Below are 17688 nucleotides of genomic sequence, written 5' to 3'. Positions count from 1 at the left end.
GGGCTTTTTTTTGTCCATGGAGGCCCCATTCCATTACCAGAGGCAAATGTTGAGTCAATAAAATGAGCGTTTCTTCTCATTTAGAAACGCCTGCTCTTCCGGCGTTGATGGACGATTAAGGCGCTGATTACGATGTGGATAACGACCAAACGCCTCGATAATCTGCCGATGTTCTAACTCACTCTGATAGTAAGACGATCCTTTCAGCGCACCGAACAACACTTCGGCTTGTTGATGGACAATACGAGACTCGGCATGCATCCAGGGCATCAAGAGAAAGCCTTTTTCATCCAGGCTCAGTGACTCATAACCCGGAATTTTCACCGCTTCCTGCGCGAGCAATAGCGCCATGCCATCCTGCTGCCAGGCGAGAGCACTGTCCCGGTGGAGATTGCGGGAGAATTGATCCAGCACGATGATTTCGGCCAATCGCCCTCGAATGTTTTTCCGCCAGGCCGATAGCTCACCGCGACGAGCCGCTTCCCAGCAATCATAAAAACCACCTCGTATTGCTTCATCAAACCCGTCATTCTGGTTGAACCAATAGCTTTCATGGCGCGCGTTAAACCAGAATGCCAATACGCTTTCATACTCCATTCTATTCCCCACAGATAATTCCCCTAATCACCATCAAGGTTAGGCTAAAATCGTGGTGGTTATCTGTTAGACTCGCGCGGGCGAAGTAGGGATAAGGAAACCACTGAGGTGAAAGCATGAATAATCAACTGGATGAGCGACTACAAACCGAGCTGGATAGAATCAACGTAGAAGAGCAGCGTAATGACCGCCCCTACTTTGATATCTCCTTTATCAAAAATTATCCCGGTTTATTCAGCCTGATGTGGATACTGTTTGTTCTTACCATGGCGCTGCTGTTGTACTCCGACTCTTTCGGCACCATCGAATATGTGGTCTGCATCCTGATATTTGCGGTGTGTAATTTCTTCTTCTTCTTCCATGTTAATCCGTCGTACAACGCGAAGGACATTGATAAAGGTGCCTGGAAGAATTGTTACACCGGTGACTGGTATATGGAAGTCCATGTCCGGGACGCTTTTGTCGATGAACTGCTGGACAGCGCCATTCTGACCGAGAGTGAAAAAACACGGCTGAACGAGATGCGCGCCAGGAAAGGCTATCTGTACTTTGCTGATATCTATCGTTTAAGACATTAAACCCTTGCAGCGCGCCGCTCCCACGACGCGCTTTCCATGCTATTTCACCACCGGATGCTTAGCAAACTGCAGTGCCTGCATAAATTTGTCATCCAGATGCAGATGCTGCCGCACCAAATCTGCTGGCGTACTGGCCAACCATTGATTCAATGAAATATCCGCGTAGTAATCGCTTTTAAATAATTCTAAAAACCGCAGCGGCTTATCGCCGATATTTTCAATGTAATGCCCCATGGCGAAAGGAACATAGCCAACATCACCCGCGCGGAAATCGAAGGTCCGCGCCTGCCCCGATGAGGCAAACACGCCCATGCGTCCTTCACCTTCCAGATAGTATTGCCACTCATCGTTGTTTGGATGCCAATGCAATTCCCGCATAGCGCCAGGCTCAAGTTCCACCAATGCAGCGGCGACGGTTTTTGATATGGGGAAATTGCTGGTATCGGTGATGCGTACCGTGCCACCTGGAAGTGAGATCGGTTTTTGAGCCAGCATTTTATGTGAGAAATTCAGCGCAGATTTCACACCACCTTTCACAGCAGCTGAAGCCTCGCCTTCCGGCGCTTTCCCGGCAAAAATATACTCGTCGGCCGGTGATGGCAGCGTGTTGAAAACGTCCGCTGAGACGCCAAAATTCTTGGCGAGCACTTCAGGCGGAATGTGTTTAAACCAATCGCTAAGCAGGAAAGTGCTGTCCTCATCAAAGTTACCGTTATCAAAGGCCAGTAAAAACTCACAACCGTCGGGACCGAGCCCCTGGATAGAGTGCGGTACGCCAGGCGGGAAGTACCACAGGTCACCCACGCCAACATCATCCACAAACCATCCACCCTGGGTGTCCAGTGCAGTGATACGTGCATTGCCGTAGAGCATGTACGCCCACTCGCCCTCTTTATGCCAGTGCAGTTCACGAATGCCACCATTATCAAGCCGCATATCTACACCTGCGATGGTGGTGGAAATCCCTAATTCGCGTTGTGTCACCTGCCGCGTCCACCCTCCGCTACCTTTGCGTACATGCGCATCGCTGAATGAGAAGCGCAGATTCGGTAACGTACCGCTGTCTGTTGCGGGTGGATCGACAATATCGGGATTGAGCCCTTCACGAATAGGATCGTGTGGACCGGGGTCGCGGGGATGGTGGGGATCGTTTGCTGGGTGAGTGGCCACTGTTGCATCGTGGGCATGAACTTTACCCGCTGCCAACGCCACGGTGCCACCCGCTGCAAATGCCATGAAGGTTCGACGAGATAAGTTTTCTAATTTCATACCTGTTGTTTCCTCAGTTTCTTATGGTCTTAATAGAGCCCATTAACCATAGTGAAACTGTGGTATTGCGATGTAACAGTGTGCAGGTCGGTTCAAATTGAGGATTTAATCGAGGATAGAAACTAATTTCATCAACTGGTTAAAATAAGCAAACCGTTGATTAAATATTGAGGTTCTGGCACGCATCCAAATGAATATAAGGCACAAAGAGGTTATTTCAGCCCTAAAAATCATTAGAAAAAATCATCAAAAAACCATTGCAAGGTTAATGGAGTGTTACAAATGACAAGCAATTCGCTTCTGCGCACCTGCTATTTGATGAGGTTTAGCAGACAACCCACTGCTGTCTGCTGCTGTGAATCTATTGTTGCCGCTGAAAGCATCGGGATAAATGGAAGAAGGCTTTCAGGATTAGAAAGCCAAACTTTCTAATTGAGATGTTCTGGTCTTTCAGTTCTAAACCCCAAGCCAATTAAACGACCAAACAGATGGCGCAAGAACGGGAAACGGCTGATCATCTGCGGCACTTTACTCGGCGTAGTGCGCTTACGTTTATTACTGCTCATTTTAATTTGCAGGAATTGTGTGGCAACAGTGGGAAACTGTCGGCGCTGTTGCACTTTCTGCAGGTCACGTACTGTGACATGACCTTTTTTCAGTGGAAGAGTCAGGCAATTGGCCGCTGCCACCGCATCCTGAATCGCCAGATTGACGCCAACGCCGCCAATCGGCGACATCGCATGGGCGGCATCACCAATGCACAGCACGCCGGGCTTCATCCACTGATCCAGCCGGTCGATGCGAATCGACAACAGCTTCAATTGATCCCAACCGTCGAGCTCCGCCATGCGCTCAACACTGAAGGGGGCCACTTCAGCGATAGCCTGTTTTAGCGTCTCCAGACCGGCGAGCTTTAACGCGTCAAACTCTCCTTTTTGGATGGTATAGCCGCACTGCCAGTAGTCACTACGATCAATCACAATGAAATTCTGCTTTGGCCCTTTATGACCCATACCCCATTCGGGATCGGTTTCCTGTTTGTCCAGCCGGAACCACAGCACATCACGGGATGAGCCAAAGCTTTTACTCTGCAATCCGGCTTTGGCACGTACCTGCGAGTTACGCCCATCCGCGCCAATCACCAATGAGGTATGAATGATGCGCGTCTCGTTACCCTGTAACGTCTTAACACCCGACACCACACCCTCTGCATAAATCAAATCATCAAAAGCGGTGGATTGTAAGAGCGTTAAGCCGGGAAAAGCGGCCGCTTTGCTCGCGAGAAAATTGAGGAAATCCCATTGCGGCATAAAAGCAATAAAGCGGCACTGCACCGGCAAGCGCGAGAAATCAGCCATCGTGATCTCCTGACCGGCTACTTCTGCCTGTAATTTTTCGGCTCTCTGATGCGGTAAGGTCAGTAGCTCATCCAGCAACCCGAGATGGCGCATGACCTCTAAAGTCGAGGGATGGATGGTATCGCCACGAAAATCGCGCAGGAAGTCGGGATGTTTTTCAATCACCACGACGCTTAATCCTGATCTCGCTAGTAAATAACCCAGCATTAATCCTGCTGGACCGCCGCCGACGATACAGCAGTCGGCGGTGAGTTCTGTTGGTTGCATCCTGACCTCAGCACAAAGCAATTGATGATAATCGTTATCATTTATATAGCATCGTGTTGAGGTTTAAGTGGGAATAAATGCCGCAGACTCTACGCGTGCATTTATCCGATGCGCGTCGCATAAGTCATACTGCGTTTTTCAGAATGTCTAACTTAAGGCTGCGGCCTTGCATCAAGCTGAAGCTGCAAAAAGGTCAGGTCGAGCCAACGGCCAAATTTGCAGCCTACCTGATTTAATCTGCCGCCATCACTGAAACCCAGCTTATTGTGCAGCGCGATTGAAGCGCTGTTCTCTGACTCAATCCCGGCAATCATCATGTGTTTGCCCTGCTCGCGCGCCCGCTCAATCAAAGCGACCATGAGCATGCCACCCACCCCTTTGCTGCGCCCGTTTTTATGGACATAGACTGAATGCTCCACAGTATGACGATAACCGTCCCAGGGACGCCAGTCACCATAGGAGGCGTAGCCAATGACGGCTTGCTCCTCAACCGCCACCAATACCGGAAACCCAGCGGCCTGGCGTGCAGCTATCCACTGGATGCGGTTAGCAATATCCACGGTATTCTCATTCCAAATCGCGGTGGTGTTGAGCACTGCGTCGTTGTAGATCTCCGCGATCGCCCCGGCATCGCCCTCTTCTGCTGCTCGTATTTGCATGATTTGCGCCTCGTCACTATAGTGGATGATTCGTTTACTATCGTAGTTATCCATTATGTTAGATGAATTGTCCAGTAAAGAAGATGACATCAATGCGCGCATTGGTCAGAACATTAAAATCGAACGAGAAAAGCGCGGCTGGTCGTTAACCGACCTGGCAGAACAATCCGGTGTTTCACGGGCGATGATTCATAAAATAGAGCGAGGTGAAAGTAGCCCTACTGCGACTTCACTGGCGCGCCTCGCCGGTTCATTCGCGATGAGCATGTCACAGCTGATCGCGCTCACCGAGGTGCAAGCGGGTACATTGCTGCGTCATGCACAGCAACCTGTGTGGCAAGATCCAGAAACCGGCTACATTCGTCGCCATGTCTCGCCTGGCGAAATTCCGTTGGATGTCGTGAGTGTAGAACTGCCGCCGCATACTGATGTGCCCATGCCAGCAATTTCCTACCTTTCACGTCGCCAGTTAATTTGGGTGCTGGAAGGCACTTTACGTTTTCAGGAAGGCGATAATCTGTTTGAAATGAATGTGGGTGATTGCCTGGAGTTGGGCGATCCCACAGATTGCGTGTTTAGTAATGCTACCGATGACATTTGCCGCTATGCGGTATTGGTGCTGAAGCCGGCAATATGAGCCTTAATGCGAAGAGACAAACACAGCAGGTTGTTGTGCAGGCGGCACCGCGAAATTGCGCTGCATGCGTTTGATCTCCTCCGCCGGAGGCAGCCCGAACAGACGTTTAAATTCACGGTTAAATTGCGAGGCACTTTCGTAGCCCACCGCATGACTTGCCGCCGCCGCCGTCATCTCCTGACGCACCATCAGCATACGCGCCTGATGCAGGCGGACCGATTTCACGTATTGCATCGGTGACTGCTGCGTGATGGTTTTAAAATGCGCGCTGAACGTCGGCACGCTCATGCCTGCCTCTCCCGCCAACTGCGCGAGATTGAGCGTCTGCGCATAGCTGGCATGAATATGGCGCAGCGCTTTGCCCACCTTGCCAAATTGCCCCTGCAGTGTCAGAGCGGCACGCAGTGCCTGACCTTGTGCACCCGTCAACACACGATAATAGAGTTCACGCACCAGTGCAGGGCCGAGGATCTGTGCATCCAAAGGATGACTCAGGGCCGTCAGAAAACGTAGCACTGAATCACGAAGCGGCTGATCCATGGGACTCGACATCATGCTTTGCGCCGCTTTCGCCGTGAAAGGCACTTGCTGCTCTAATTCCAGCAACAATGCTGTCGCCACACTGAAATCAAGGTGCATGTAGATCGCCAGCAGCGGGTGTTCTGCGCTCGCCGCGGTTTCCATGGTAAAGGGAACCGGCACAGAAACCGCCAGATAATGTTGCTCATCGTAGAGATAAACCTGATCACCGAAAAATCCACGTTTGCTGCCCTGACAGACAATCACAATTCCGGGATCGTAAAGCACTGGCGTGCGCGCTAATGGACGATCTGAACGCAAAATGCGCACATCAGAGAGTGCCGTCAGGTTGTAACCCTCGCGCGGGGCGAGATTTTTGAGCAATTCCACCGTGCGCGTTTGCACATCTGGTTCTACCACCAGCCCTCCTCAGTCATAAGATTAGGCAATAAAAACAGAAGATACGGCCTTATAGCACTGACTTCCAGAGAATATTATGCATGCATCATTCATGTCGGGAGAAAACGATGTCACCTTCTAAAACCCTTTTGATTACCGGTGTCAGCAGCGGATTTGGCCGAGCACTGGCGCAGGAGGCCTTAGTAAACGGCTATCGTGTGATCGGTACAGTGAGAAATGCCGAAGCAAAAGCGGCGTTTGAAGAGCTTCATGGGCAAAACGCGCTGGCTTTTGAATTGGATGTCACCCATTTCACCGCTATTGATGCGCTTATTGCTGACATTGAGGACCAGCAAGGTCCGATTGATGTTCTGGTGAACAACGCGGGTTATGGACACGAAGGAATTATGGAGGAGTCTTCACTGGAGGAAATGCGCCGCCAGTTCGACGTCAATGTGTTCGGTGCCGTGGCGATAACCAAAGCGGTATTGCCTTTCATGCGCAAACGCCGTCGTGGGCATATCCTTAACATCACGTCGATGGGCGGATTTATCACCATGCCAGGCATTAGCTATTACTGTGGCAGTAAGTTTGCGCTGGAAGGTATTTCAGAAACCCTGAGTAAAGAACTTGCGCCCTTCAATATTCATGTCACCGCTGTTGCTCCGGGCTCATTCCGTACTGATTGGGCTGGCCGTTCCATGGTGCGCAGCGCACGCAGCATCAGCGATTATGACGCGCTCTTCGATCCTATTCGTCAGGCACGCGAGGAGAAAAGTGGTAAGCAGTTAGGCGACCCACAAAAAGCCGCCCGCGCGATGCTGGCTATCATTGAAAGCGATAACCCACCTGCGCATTTGCTGCTGGGTAGCGATGCATTGAAGCTAGTCCAGGATAAACTGGCGGCGATGCGTGCAGAAATTGAAGCGTGGGAGGCGCTGACACGTTCTACCGATGGGGAGTAGCGGTATTGTCAGCATAAAAGACAGCGGGTGGGCCAGAAAATAAAGTTGGCGCACGTGAAACAATGAAGCCCCATGATGAAGGGGCTTCATTATCACTGAAGAACACTTAGACCTTTACGATCCATGATGTTAAGTAAACGGATCGCAGCACCGTTAGGTTTTTTTTCTTCGCGTTCCCATTTGATCACCGTTGCTACTGACATTCCAACGCAAGCAGCCAGCATGGCTTGGCTCAGCCCCAAACGCTCACGCAGTTGCCTAATCGCTTGACCTGACATCATAGGCAGAACAGGAAGTGCCGCACGTAACTCACGCAATCTTACCCTTGAGTCGATTTTTTCTTTTAGCTCATCGGAGACCGCGCCAATTTCATTAAAATCATGCGCGATTTCTTGAAGATCCTTGAGGTGATTAACCATCACATTTTACCTCTCGCATTTTCCCCATATTGATAGCCTGCGTTGCCTGATCTGCAGTGAGATTGAACAACTCTTTAGCAAGCTGCTTATAAAGTATGAGATCAGATTCTGCCATTTCTCGCGTTGTGCTTTTCACGGTTGATTTAGCATAACCGTTAACGAAAAAGAGGTGTTTACCCATTTTGAAAGCTATGACAGCTCTTGCTCCGCTACTTTTACCTTTGCCCAAAGGAATGCGTTTCTTATATACCCCACCGCCCAGATTAGCTTCATACTGGCCCGCAATAACCTCTGACGCTGCAGTGCATAACCTGCCGTCGTCAAGACCCTCAGTTTTCGTGTTTCTATCGAATGGCTTTAACACATAAATTGCCATGACGTCTCCTTACTGTGATTCGATTAGGACGCTCCTTGTCCCCACATACAAAAACTATGATACTGAGTATCACACCTTCACTCAACACCGTGTTTTTAGCAAAAATGATTTTTCATGATGCTCAAAACTGCGACTTTTATATAAGCATCTGTAATTAATGGACTAGCACTTTTCGCAAAAACAGCCTTCCTAATGTTTGGCCATATTCCTGTACAACAGGCTTTTCTTTGTATAACTTTATTGGGCCTTGTGCTCATTAGTTAACCTGGAGGATGGAACCATGCGTCAGGATAAAAACCTCTCATCAACGTTGGATGCGATTACACGTTACTTTAATGAAGCCTCTCTGCCTTCTCAGCAGGAAACCTTGGGGAAAATAGTGGTGGAGATACTGCGATCAGGACGTTCGCTGAGCCGCAAGACATTGTGCACCAAGCTTATTTGCCGGCTGGAGCAAGCCAATAGCCCGGAAGAAGAACTGCATTTGCAACAGCTTATTGGCCTGATGTTTACCTCCGAACGATAACCCTGAGAACATGCGCACCGACCTGACATCGGACAAAGTGGCTTCCGCCTCATAGGTCATTTCACGTTAGACTGAATCCACTTTGTTACCTGTCGCAGGTCTGTTGCGGTCAACAGAGAACGTGTATGAACAGAAGTGATGATGAAAGATTAACAGATATCGTCATGGGCGATGCCGTGTTGCAACTGTTGCAAAAAGCGGGGCCCGTCACCAATAGCGCCCTGTTGGATAAGCTGCGTTTTATGGCGTCAATGGAATCTAATTCAACCCGCCAAAAAGCACTGCAGCGCGCCATGGCAGAAGTGATGAACAACATGCAATCATCCAACACCGAAGGCGTCACGCTAAAAGATACTAACAACGTCACACACATTTTTCGCAATCGCGATAATACGGGCAAAGACACACAACATTAAAAAAGGCCTCAGGGCCTCAACGTGTTAATCAATTCACGTTACTCAAGGCTGCAATGGTTATCCATTCCAGCCTTTTCTTTTGCTGCGGCGGCTCACTTTTCCTGCAAACAACGATGCTGTTGTAGCTCATAATCGATAAAGGCTGCAATCATCGCACGGTAAACCTGCTCAATAATTTCCTCGGATAACCCCTGCGCTTTTGCCTGACCTCTTACTTTATCAATCACCTGTTGGACACGGTCGGGGGCGCGCACCGCTGCACGGTCTTGTTTAAACTGTGCAGCGGCCTTAACACACTCTCCACGCCGAGCAATCAGAGCCACCAGTTGATGATCCAATTGATCAATTTCTTCACGAACTGCATCAATAGAGTCAAATTCCATCAAGATTTTTCCTTTATAAATGGGTTATCGCGAACTTTAGCGCCTTTTTCTTTCAGCAGATAAAAACCGCAGGGATTTTGTACGATGTTGTGCTAACGTCAGATTTATTCCCCAATCTGCCGCGAGCCGATGATGCCTTGGTTCATTACGTTGACCACAGTGACCACCACCACCGCATTCGTCGGCGGCGTGAGTGTATCTATAGCGAAAACGTAAGCGTACAGAATCCTCAACCCGTCAGCCAATGGACGGGGATCGTCTCCGTTCATCACCCAGTGAAAGGAGACACACCATGACATCCCCAGGTAAAAAAGCGCTATTGATTGTCGATATGCAGCACGGCTTGTTTTTTGCGCCGCAGCAGCCATTTGCCGCTGAAACTCTGCTGAACAATATCAACACGTTGATTGCCCGAGCACGCGACGCAAAAGCCCCGATCTTTGCTGCCCGCCATACCGGACCGGAGGGATCACCTCTTGCCGAGAGCAGTCCGCTCACACAGCTTATTCCACAGTTGGCGATAGATGCCGGGTCGGATGGTGTGTTTGTGAAGCGCTACCCCAACTGTTTCCGTGGCACGACGCTTTTGGCTTCGCTACAACTTGCCGGAATTGAAGAATTGGTGATTTGTGGTATGAAAACAGAATATTGCGTGGATACGACTTGTCGGGCAGCGGCGGATTTAGGCTTTCGCGTGGTATTAATCAGCGATGCACATAGCACGACAGACAACGGGCAGATTAGCGCATCCCAGATCATTGCCCATCACAACCAAACGCTATCGGGTCCGTTTGCCCAACTGGCGGCAACGGCTGACGCACTATTTTAAATGTTTGGGCGCGGTCAATACCGCGCCCTGACCTCAGTAGCGCGCCCGCACGCTGAATCCTGCACCGGGCACAATACTTTGATAAAACTGGGTGCTGGATTCTCCCTCCTCATTCATTAAGCGCGAGATAAAGCGATCTGCCCACCAATGACAATCATACAGATGGATGTTTTTCATCAGCCGCGCATGCCGGTTTTGTCGTTCTCTGAGCGGTAATTTTAGGGCGGTATGGATCGCATCGGCAATGGCATCCGGATCGTAGGGGTTAACGATCAGTGCGCCGTCCATATGCTCGGCGGCACCCGCAAATTGTGAAAGGATCAACACGCCGGGATTCGCAGGGTCTTGCAGTGCGGCGTACATTTTTGCCATTAAACTCATCCCTGCCATGAGTGGCGTCACCAACGCCACGCGCGACGCACGGTACACTCCGGCTAACTCTTCGCGGCTGTAGTGATGGTTAAGATAGCTAACGGGATACCAGTTGAGCATCCCGTGTACGCCATTGACTTCCCCGCAGATATTTTCAAGATCGTGGCTGATTTCCTGTTGACGGTGCGCATGACCGCTGGCGGATGAAGCCAACTGCAACAGCATGACGTTACCCACATAATGACTGTGTTGACGCAACAACACTTCGATAGCACTGATGCGATAAGGTAAGCCAGCGCTGTCATCAAGATGGCCGCCACTGAGAATGCTATTTTCCGGCAGTCGCTCCCGACACTGCTGCTCCATAAACTGGCAGCTGTTGCTCTCCTGCAGCGCCAGCACATCATTCAAATCGATGCCAACCGGGAAGACACCGGTCGAAATCAGACGACCATGAATACGAAACAGGCTTTTACCCATGCGTTCTGCGCGGAACTCGCTTTCAATCCACAACAGGAAGTTATTCATATCCTGCGCGGTCTGAAATCCCAGCACATCGCAGCATAACAGCGATTCCACCAGCCAGCGCCAGTCGGGGATCGCTTCAAACATCTGCCCCGACGGAAACGGTTGGTGGAAAAACAGGCCAATGCGCTGGGTTAACCCGGCATCGCGCAGCATTTTTGCCACGGGGATAAAATGGTAATCCTGAATCCAGATCGCATCATCAGGCATCGCATATTCCGCGATAGCACGTGCATACACCTCATTGAGCTGGCGATAGCTGTGCATGCTTTGTGGTGTGAAATGCGCGAGGTCGGGCCGTTGATGGAATACCGGCCATAACCCCTGATGGACATACCCCTGATACCCCTCTTCCCGTTCACTACGCGTTAATGGGAAGCTGAGTGTGTCGTAATCGTTGCCATGTCGGAATGACAGACCACGGGTGATTTCCGAAGTCGGCGGTGCTTTTTTACCGTCCCAACTGATCCACAATCCGCCACGCCGCGTCAGGATGCGATCGTAAATAGAAGCGAGCGTCGATGATTGATGCTGATTGTGTGATACGAGAATGAGGCCGCTCATACTCTCTCCTGATTATGCCCTGGCATCCGGCGATGCTCTGATTAAACCGCTCGCCATATAAAAAAGGCGTAAAGAAAACGGGAACAGGCATAAAAAATCAGGAAAAATCAGACTACATCAACTGTATGCCAAAGCGCTTTAGCAACGTTGCCCACAGGACAAAAAGCACGATAGTTAACAGGCAACTCGCCACCAGCGTGGGCCAAAATCCCCAGCGCTGATAGAGAAATGGAAAGGCGACAAACATCGGCAGGGTTGGCACCACGTACCAGAAGGTATACCAGGCGTGGCTGGCGATCTTTGCCTGGCTCTGACCTTCCAGCTTCATCCAGATCAGCACCAATACCGTCACTAATGGCAGCGCCGCAATCAACCCTCCGAGACGGTCACTGCGTTTCGCCACTTCAGAAATCAGCACCACCATGCCCGCCGTGATAGCGTATTTTACGATGAGCCACAGCATGGTTTGCTCCTACTTCAGATATGAACGAATAACGCTGACAATCTCTTCCAAATCCTGACTGCGCTCCGCTTCAGTGGCAGATTCATTCATCAGGTGCTCTTTGATATGCCCCTCCAGCAGTTCTGCCATCAGACCATTAACTGCCCCGCGTACCGCTGCTACCTGCTGCAACACTTTTAGGCACTCCTCACCTGATTCCAGTGCGGTCTCGAGCGAAGCTGCCTGCCCTTTAATACGACGTACGCGGGTTAACAGGCTTTTCTGATGCTTGAGTGTATGGCCCATTCTCGGCTCCTGTTGATCTTAATGTATACTGGGGTATAGTATATTTTCTTTGAATTTTTTGATTTTACGGCACTGCAATGCCGCTTTCAACTTATCACGACACGAGATGCACACCATGAATGATTTCGCTGCCCTGCTTAGCCAGGGCACGTCTAGCGCGTTGCTGTTTATCCCCAGCGCCATCTTGCTTGGGGCGTTGCACGGACTGGAGCCGGGCCACTCTAAGACGATGATGGCGGCATTTATCGTCGCCATCCGTGGCAGTGTTCGCCAGGCGGTGATGCTGGGTCTGGCAGCCACATTTTCCCACACTGCGGTGGTATGGCTGATTGCGATGGGCGGGATGTATATCAGTCGGCAGTTTACCGCCGAAGCTGCCGAACCCTGGCTGCAGTTGATCTCGGGTCTCATTATCATTGCAACAGCCGTCTGGATGATCTGGCGTACCTGGTCTGAAGCACAAGCGTGGCATCAGCACCACGATCATGACCAAACGCATGGGCATCATCATGAGCACGGGCATCATCATGAACATGGACATCATGGCGAATTGGCCAGGTTCGCGGAAGGTTCTCAAGAATATCAGGATGCACACGAGCGCGCGCACGCGGAAGACATCCGCCGACGCTTTGATGGCCGTGAAATAAGCAATCTGCACATTCTTCTCTTCGGTCTGACGGGGGGACTCATTCCCTGCCCCGCAGCGATCACGGTCCTCCTTCTCTGTCTGCAGGTTAAGCAGTTCAGTCTTGGTGCGGCGCTGGTGGTCTGCTTCAGCATCGGCCTGGCGCTTACGCTGGTTACCGTCGGCGTAGGTGCGGCGCTTAGTGTTCGGCATGTATCCCGTCGATGGAAAGGTTTCGCCAATATTGCACGCCGCGCGCCTTACTTCTCAGGAGCCCTCATTGCCATCGTGGGCGTCTATATGATGTTCCATGGCTACAGTGGCCTCACCCAATAAGGAATTATTTCCATGTCTGTAAAATCGCCTTGTACTGATGTCTGTATTTTTGAAGGAAAAAATGGCTGGTGTCGTGCCTGCGGCCGTACGCGTAAAGAGGCACAGGAGTGGCGGAAAATGTCACCCTATCACCGCAAGGCGATTGAGCGCGCATTGAAAGATCGCGTTGCGACGTTGCAAATAAAATAGTCAGGCGATTCGTTCAACCATGCGCACCAACTTATTCACTGCGGGAGTCCGTTCGCGTTTACGATATAAGAACCAGATGGATGAAGGAATAACGGCACCGGGTATTTCGCGATAAGTGATGCCCGTTAATTTTAATTGGGTTACAAGAATAGCCGGTATTACCGCGACACCGTTACCTAAAGCGATATTTGCCAGCACTTCATTTAAACTGCCCGCCGACCAGCTACGGCTAAGAATAAAACCACCACGCTGGGCAAAGGTAACGGTGCCAGACACTTGTTCGGGCAAAATAAAGGTTTCCCCTTTAAGTTGCGCAGGTTCGATGGGTTGTTCCTGCGCAACCAACGGGTGATTATCCGGCAGCGCCAATGCGAAATGATCTTGCTCGACTTCAATGTATCCGACATCGGCAGGCAACGGCACAGGACCGCGCACAAAGGCAACATCAATAGTACGTTCACTGACCTGAGTGGCCAGGGTATCCATGACTGATTCACGTGCATTGATTGAGATATCAGGCGCGCTGGCGCTAAAGCACGTCAATAACCGGGTTAAAATGCCTGATAATAGTGCGGATGCCACATAGCCCACGCGGATATAGCCGCGTTCGCAGCGTGCGGCACTGCGCACTCGGGCTTTGGCCTGTTCCGCATGTTGTAGCGTCTCGTGCGCCTCCTGTTGGAAAATTTCGCCAATCTGCGTCAACTCGACTTTACGTTGAGTACGGTAAAATAACGGCGCACCTAACTCTTCTTCCAATTGATTAATCTGCACCGACAGCGTCGGCGTGGATATATTAAGATTCTCTGCCGCCACGCCATAATGCAGCGTTTTTGCCAATTCCAGAAAATAGCGTAGATGGCGCAATTCCACGTTTTAACTCCTACTTATCTTGGGTGATGAGCCTGTCGATCATTACCTGAAATCAAAACTCCATCAATAAAAATGTTGTTAGGTTTTACCTAACAATAACTCCAGTGCGGTTTATTGAATGACTTCATTGATGGATTCAAGCTGTAGTGCATTCACCACCTTGCTCGCGGGAGAAAAGATGTCCACTGCTACCATCGCGCTCGACCATCGCCATCTGAATCGTGTTTTACTCGTCGCCTCAACCGGGTGCGCATTGACGGTAATCGACACCAATATCGTTGGCGTCATGTTGCCGACCATCGCTAAAGGTCTGCATGCTTCTTTTGCAGACATGGAATGGGTTATTGGCGCTTACGTGCTGAGCTTTTCTTCACTTCTTTTGCCGGCTGGGTCGCTGGCAGACAAATTTGGCCGGCGCCGTCTCTTCCTCGGCGGCATCTTACTGTTTGCGCTGGCCTCACTCGCCTGTGGCATGGCGACCAGCGTTTTAGCACTCAATATTGCCCGTGCGGTTCAAGGTATGGGCTCCGCATTTCTGCTGGCGCCAGCGCTGGCAATTATCGCGCACAGCTTTCGTGATAGTCAGGCTCGTAACCGGGCATGGGCGATTTGGGGCGGTGTGATGGGATTGACCATGGTGCTGGCACCGTTGGCTGGCGGCATGATCAGTTCGTTGCTTGGCTGGCGCTGGACATTTTTTGTCAATATTCCCATTTGTGCCCTGCTAATGCTGGCCGTCACCCGCCACATTGAGGAATCCAGGCATGAACACGCGGGTAAACTCGATTTACCCGGCATCGCGCTCTTTATTGCAGGCATGTTCTGTTTGACCTGGGCATTAATATTAGCGCCGCAACATGGTTGGGTGAGCCGTGAGGTGGTGGGCAGATTGTGTCTCAGCGCGTTGTGGTTTGGCCTGTTTATTCGCGTAGAAAGTGGCAAAAGCAGGCCGATGTTGAATCTGCAACTTTTCCGCTCGTTCCCCTTTATTGGCGCAGTATTAGCGATGTTTGCTTACGCTGCCACCGCGCAAGTGATGACCTCATTGCTGCCGCTGTTATTACAGAATGTTGAGGAAATGACGCCGTTAATGGCCGGGGTGGGTATGCTGCCTTTCGCTTTGGCAATGCTGCTGTTTCCTGTTGTGGCGCGCTGGCTCGGCAAACGCCTGCATGCCGCCACTTTACTGGCGCTTGGTCTGGTCACTGTTTCCTTTGGCAACATGGTGATTGCGACTGCCGTATTCCATCACCATTTGCTGCTGAGCCTGGCGGGTATGGCCATACTCGGCAGCGGCGGTGGGCTGCTCAATGGCGAAACCCAAAAGGCGATTATGGCAACCGTGCCTCCGCAACAAGCAGGAATGGCATCGGGTATCAGCACCACAGCCCGTTTTTCCGGCATTTTGTTAGGATTTGCCACGCTGGGCGCGATTCTGGCGGCCAGCACACAGTGGCATTTACAATCAGCCATGCTACACGCGCAGTTGCCCCTTCTACCCGGTTTTAGCGCACGGGTTATCGCCGGTGATTTCAGCCATGCACTGGCAATGTATGACGCCGTTCATCAGGTCTCGTTACACCCACTCATCATTACCAGCTACGCCGATGGATTTGCCAGCATGTTGTTGTGTGCTGCCGCATTTGCCCTGTTTTCCGCCATCGTCGTGCTCTATTCGGCGCGCAGTTCGCGTCAGCCAAAGACGCTAGCCCAGCGCTAATTTTCACGCGTGGGATCGACTGTCGCACGCATAACCCGTCCTTGTTGAGGAGCAATAATGAAGAAGTTAATCACCCTACTCTGCTTAAGCAGCCTGCCACTGTTTGCCCATGCGGCGGCGTTTTCGCTTAAGTCAGCAGACTTTGCCGATAACGGCGTGATGAAGAAAGCATTGGGTGGCAATGATAAGAACAATCTCTCCTGCAGCGGCGAAAACCTGTCGCCCGCACTGAACTGGGCCAACCCGCCCATCGGCACCCAAAGTTATGTGCTACTGCTGACCGATCCGGCTGGTGCCAAAGGCATGGGAGTGACGCATATGCTGGCATACAACATTGATGCTACGCGTAATAAATTTCAGCAGGGTGAGTTAAGCAAAGGGGGAGACTTTAGCTATGGCACTAATACGCCCGGCACCCAAAGCTATTATGGCCCCTGTCCGCCCGCGGGCGCGGGCTATCACCACTACAACTTTGTGCTGGTGGCGACCGATCTTGCGAAAGGCAGTTTACCCGCAGGGCTCAGTCACAATGAGTTAGTCGCAAAATTGAAAGGTCACGCGCTGGGTTCTGCAAGCCTGGTCGGGCGTTTAGGGAATTGATTGCAGCGGGTCGCCCGCGTGGCGACCCAATAAAATTAGTGTCGAATCGCACAACCGCACTGCGACATTTCACCCGGCACATATTTACCGTGATGGGAGTGGCGCACCTGCAACTCACCCTGCTGCCAGGCGTTGCCTGTATCAGCACGGTTTTCCAGTAAGCGATTCAGTGCTTCGTTGACCAGTAAATCACGACGCTGTGCCCAACTGGTCAGATGCCAGGTTGAGGCGCGCGCTTCATCCACATCGTCAAAGCCTACGACCGCCACATGTGCGCCCTGGCCAAAATCGCGCACTGCCTGCAATGCACCAAAGGCCAGCACATCACTTTCGCAGAACAGTGCATTAATGCGCTCCGCTGCACGGGTTTTCTTCAGGTAGGCCATCATGGCCTGATAAGCCAGTTCACGATCGTTAGCCCCGGCCACCAGCTGAATGTTCAGCGTTTTGTGTTCTGCCTCGAGACTGGACACCAGGCCTGACATTTGACGCGCGGGATCGGCGTGCTGCTGGCTGTGCATAAAACCAAAGCGCTGATGTCCTTGAGACAGTAACAATAACCCCATCTCGGCGCCCGCATCGAAACCATCAGCCATCACGACCTCAGCACCTGCTTCACGGCTCTGGCTTAAATGCACCGTCGCCACGTCAGGCAGTAGTTTTGCTGCGGTATGCAATTCATCCTCAAACAGGGATGTCAGAAACACCAACCCCGCCAGCGGCAGAGATGCGGCATTCTGCAACATACGTTGATAGTTTTCTGCTGAATCAACATTCAGCAACAGCGTCACTAAACCACGCGCATTTAACTGGCGCGTCATTTCATTCAGCATCGTGACGGTATTGGGGTTGGTGAATTCATCGCTGACGATGCCGATGATATTGCGATTAACGGCCATGAACGAGCCCTCCTGCAACTTAGCGTGCGGTCATTATTTT

23 protein-coding genes are annotated in these 17688 nt (G+C 51.3%); 10 read left to right on the top strand and 13 right to left on the bottom strand.

Annotated elements, in window-relative coordinates; translation table 11 throughout:
* Positions 1-54: 54 nt before the first annotated feature.
* Positions 55-597, bottom strand: coding sequence for a DUF924 family protein (locus VH86_RS07660; RefSeq protein WP_045832449.1), 543 nt, complete (start codon positions 595-597; stop codon positions 55-57).
* Positions 598-713: 116 nt separating this feature from the next.
* Between VH86_RS07660 and VH86_RS07655 the strand changes: the two genes are divergently transcribed.
* Complete coding sequence (locus tag VH86_RS07655) at positions 714-1175, top strand: YlaC family protein (RefSeq protein WP_045832448.1); 462 nt, start codon at positions 714-716, stop codon at positions 1173-1175.
* Between the two features lie 39 nt (positions 1176-1214).
* Here VH86_RS07655 and VH86_RS07650 read toward each other — a convergent pair whose 3' ends face one another.
* From VH86_RS07650 to VH86_RS07640, 3 genes are all read right to left on the bottom strand, one after another.
* A complete protein-coding gene (locus VH86_RS07650; RefSeq protein ID WP_045832554.1) occupies positions 1215-2411 on the bottom strand; it encodes a cupin domain-containing protein in 1197 nt (398 codons plus the stop codon).
* Positions 2412-2872: 461 nt separating this feature from the next.
* Positions 2873-4069: an FAD-dependent oxidoreductase gene (locus VH86_RS07645; protein ID WP_045832447.1), complete on the bottom strand. Its 1197-nt coding sequence runs from the start codon at positions 4067-4069 to the stop codon at positions 2873-2875.
* Positions 4070-4221: 152 nt separating this feature from the next.
* Complete coding sequence (locus VH86_RS07640) at positions 4222-4728, bottom strand: GNAT family N-acetyltransferase (RefSeq protein ID WP_045832553.1); 507 nt, start codon at positions 4726-4728, stop codon at positions 4222-4224.
* A gap of 55 nt (positions 4729-4783) precedes the next feature.
* Here VH86_RS07640 and VH86_RS07635 point away from each other — a divergent pair, with 55 nt between their 5' ends.
* On the top strand, positions 4784-5365 hold the full coding sequence (locus tag VH86_RS07635; RefSeq protein WP_045832446.1) for an XRE family transcriptional regulator: 582 nt from the start codon (positions 4784-4786) through the stop codon (positions 5363-5365).
* Between the two features lie 3 nt (positions 5366-5368).
* Here VH86_RS07635 and VH86_RS07630 read toward each other — a convergent pair whose 3' ends face one another.
* Positions 5369-6304: an AraC family transcriptional regulator gene (locus tag VH86_RS07630; RefSeq protein ID WP_082082832.1), complete on the bottom strand. Its 936-nt coding sequence runs from the start codon at positions 6302-6304 to the stop codon at positions 5369-5371.
* A 107-nt stretch (positions 6305-6411) separates the two neighbouring features.
* Between VH86_RS07630 and VH86_RS07625 the strand changes: the two genes are divergently transcribed.
* Positions 6412-7248 (top strand): oxidoreductase, encoded by an 837-nt coding sequence (locus VH86_RS07625; RefSeq protein ID WP_045832445.1) that lies wholly within the window; start codon positions 6412-6414, stop codon positions 7246-7248.
* Between the two features lie 92 nt (positions 7249-7340).
* Here the strand turns inward: VH86_RS07625 and VH86_RS07620 are convergent, their stop codons facing one another.
* Together VH86_RS07620 and VH86_RS07615 are read right to left on the bottom strand one after the other, a co-directional pair.
* Positions 7341-7667, bottom strand: coding sequence for a DNA-binding transcriptional regulator (locus VH86_RS07620; protein ID WP_045815646.1), 327 nt, complete (start codon positions 7665-7667; stop codon positions 7341-7343).
* Positions 7660-8043 carry a type II toxin-antitoxin system RelE/ParE family toxin gene (locus VH86_RS07615; RefSeq protein WP_045832444.1) on the bottom strand — a complete coding sequence of 128 codons (384 nt, stop codon included), beginning with the start codon at positions 8041-8043 and terminating at the stop codon, positions 7660-7662. Before VH86_RS07615 ends, VH86_RS07620 begins: the two co-directional genes overlap by 8 nt.
* 280 nt (positions 8044-8323) lie before the next feature.
* On the opposite strand from VH86_RS07615, the gene ycgZ reads away from it, so the two are divergent.
* Together ycgZ and VH86_RS07605 are read left to right on the top strand one after the other, a co-directional pair.
* A complete protein-coding gene (gene ycgZ / locus VH86_RS07610; RefSeq protein WP_045815648.1) occupies positions 8324-8569 on the top strand; it encodes a regulatory protein YcgZ in 246 nt (81 codons plus the stop codon).
* 125 nt (positions 8570-8694) lie between these two features.
* Positions 8695-8985, top strand: coding sequence for a hypothetical protein (locus tag VH86_RS07605; protein WP_045815649.1), 291 nt, complete (start codon positions 8695-8697; stop codon positions 8983-8985).
* 92 nt (positions 8986-9077) lie between these two features.
* On the opposite strand, the gene VH86_RS07600 is transcribed toward VH86_RS07605, so the two are convergent.
* Positions 9078-9368: a chorismate mutase gene (locus VH86_RS07600; protein ID WP_045815650.1), complete on the bottom strand. Its 291-nt coding sequence runs from the start codon at positions 9366-9368 to the stop codon at positions 9078-9080.
* A 292-nt stretch (positions 9369-9660) separates the two neighbouring features.
* Between VH86_RS07600 and VH86_RS07595 the strand changes: the two genes are divergently transcribed.
* The gene (locus VH86_RS07595) at positions 9661-10197 is read left to right on the top strand and encodes a cysteine hydrolase family protein (RefSeq protein WP_045832443.1); all 537 of its coding nucleotides are present in this window, start codon (positions 9661-9663) and stop codon (positions 10195-10197) included.
* Between the two features lie 33 nt (positions 10198-10230).
* On the opposite strand, the gene VH86_RS07590 is transcribed toward VH86_RS07595, so the two are convergent.
* The 3 genes from VH86_RS07590 to VH86_RS07580 form a co-directional block, all read right to left on the bottom strand.
* The gene (locus VH86_RS07590) at positions 10231-11658 is read right to left on the bottom strand and encodes a trehalose-6-phosphate synthase (protein ID WP_045832442.1); all 1428 of its coding nucleotides are present in this window, start codon (positions 11656-11658) and stop codon (positions 10231-10233) included.
* Between the two features lie 112 nt (positions 11659-11770).
* Positions 11771-12121, bottom strand: a complete 351-nt coding sequence (locus tag VH86_RS07585) for a DUF3147 family protein (protein ID WP_045832441.1) — start codon at positions 12119-12121, stop codon at positions 11771-11773.
* A gap of 9 nt (positions 12122-12130) precedes the next feature.
* Positions 12131-12406 carry a metal/formaldehyde-sensitive transcriptional repressor gene (locus VH86_RS07580; protein WP_039332333.1) on the bottom strand — a complete coding sequence of 92 codons (276 nt, stop codon included), beginning with the start codon at positions 12404-12406 and terminating at the stop codon, positions 12131-12133.
* Positions 12407-12521: 115 nt separating this feature from the next.
* On the opposite strand from VH86_RS07580, the gene VH86_RS07575 reads away from it, so the two are divergent.
* Together VH86_RS07575 and VH86_RS07570 are read left to right on the top strand one after the other, a co-directional pair.
* Positions 12522-13367, top strand: a complete 846-nt coding sequence (locus VH86_RS07575; protein WP_045832440.1) for a nickel/cobalt efflux protein RcnA — start codon at positions 12522-12524, stop codon at positions 13365-13367.
* Between the two features lie 12 nt (positions 13368-13379).
* Entirely contained in the window at positions 13380-13556 is a 177-nt protein-coding gene (locus VH86_RS07570) for a DUF1289 domain-containing protein (protein ID WP_034829866.1), read from the top strand.
* On the opposite strand, the gene VH86_RS07565 is transcribed toward VH86_RS07570, so the two are convergent.
* Entirely contained in the window at positions 13557-14429 is an 873-nt protein-coding gene (locus VH86_RS07565) for a LysR substrate-binding domain-containing protein (RefSeq protein WP_045832439.1), read from the bottom strand. It lies immediately after the preceding gene.
* A 178-nt stretch (positions 14430-14607) separates the two neighbouring features.
* Between VH86_RS07565 and VH86_RS07560 the strand changes: the two genes are divergently transcribed.
* Together VH86_RS07560 and VH86_RS07555 are read left to right on the top strand one after the other, a co-directional pair.
* Positions 14608-16149, top strand: coding sequence for an MFS transporter (locus VH86_RS07560; RefSeq protein ID WP_045832438.1), 1542 nt, complete (start codon positions 14608-14610; stop codon positions 16147-16149).
* Positions 16150-16206: 57 nt separating this feature from the next.
* Positions 16207-16749 (top strand): YbhB/YbcL family Raf kinase inhibitor-like protein, encoded by a 543-nt coding sequence (locus VH86_RS07555; RefSeq protein WP_045832437.1) that lies wholly within the window; start codon positions 16207-16209, stop codon positions 16747-16749.
* 35 nt (positions 16750-16784) lie between these two features.
* On the opposite strand, the gene VH86_RS07550 is transcribed toward VH86_RS07555, so the two are convergent.
* A complete protein-coding gene (locus VH86_RS07550) occupies positions 16785-17648 on the bottom strand; it encodes a substrate-binding domain-containing protein (RefSeq protein ID WP_045815657.1) in 864 nt (287 codons plus the stop codon).
* Between the last annotated feature and the right edge of the window lie 40 nt (positions 17649-17688).

Source organism: Pantoea sp. BL1, from assembly GCF_000963985.1.
Taxonomy (GTDB): domain Bacteria; phylum Pseudomonadota; class Gammaproteobacteria; order Enterobacterales; family Enterobacteriaceae; genus Pantoea; species Pantoea rwandensis_B.
This window is presented reverse-complemented; position numbering and strand designations above follow the sequence as displayed.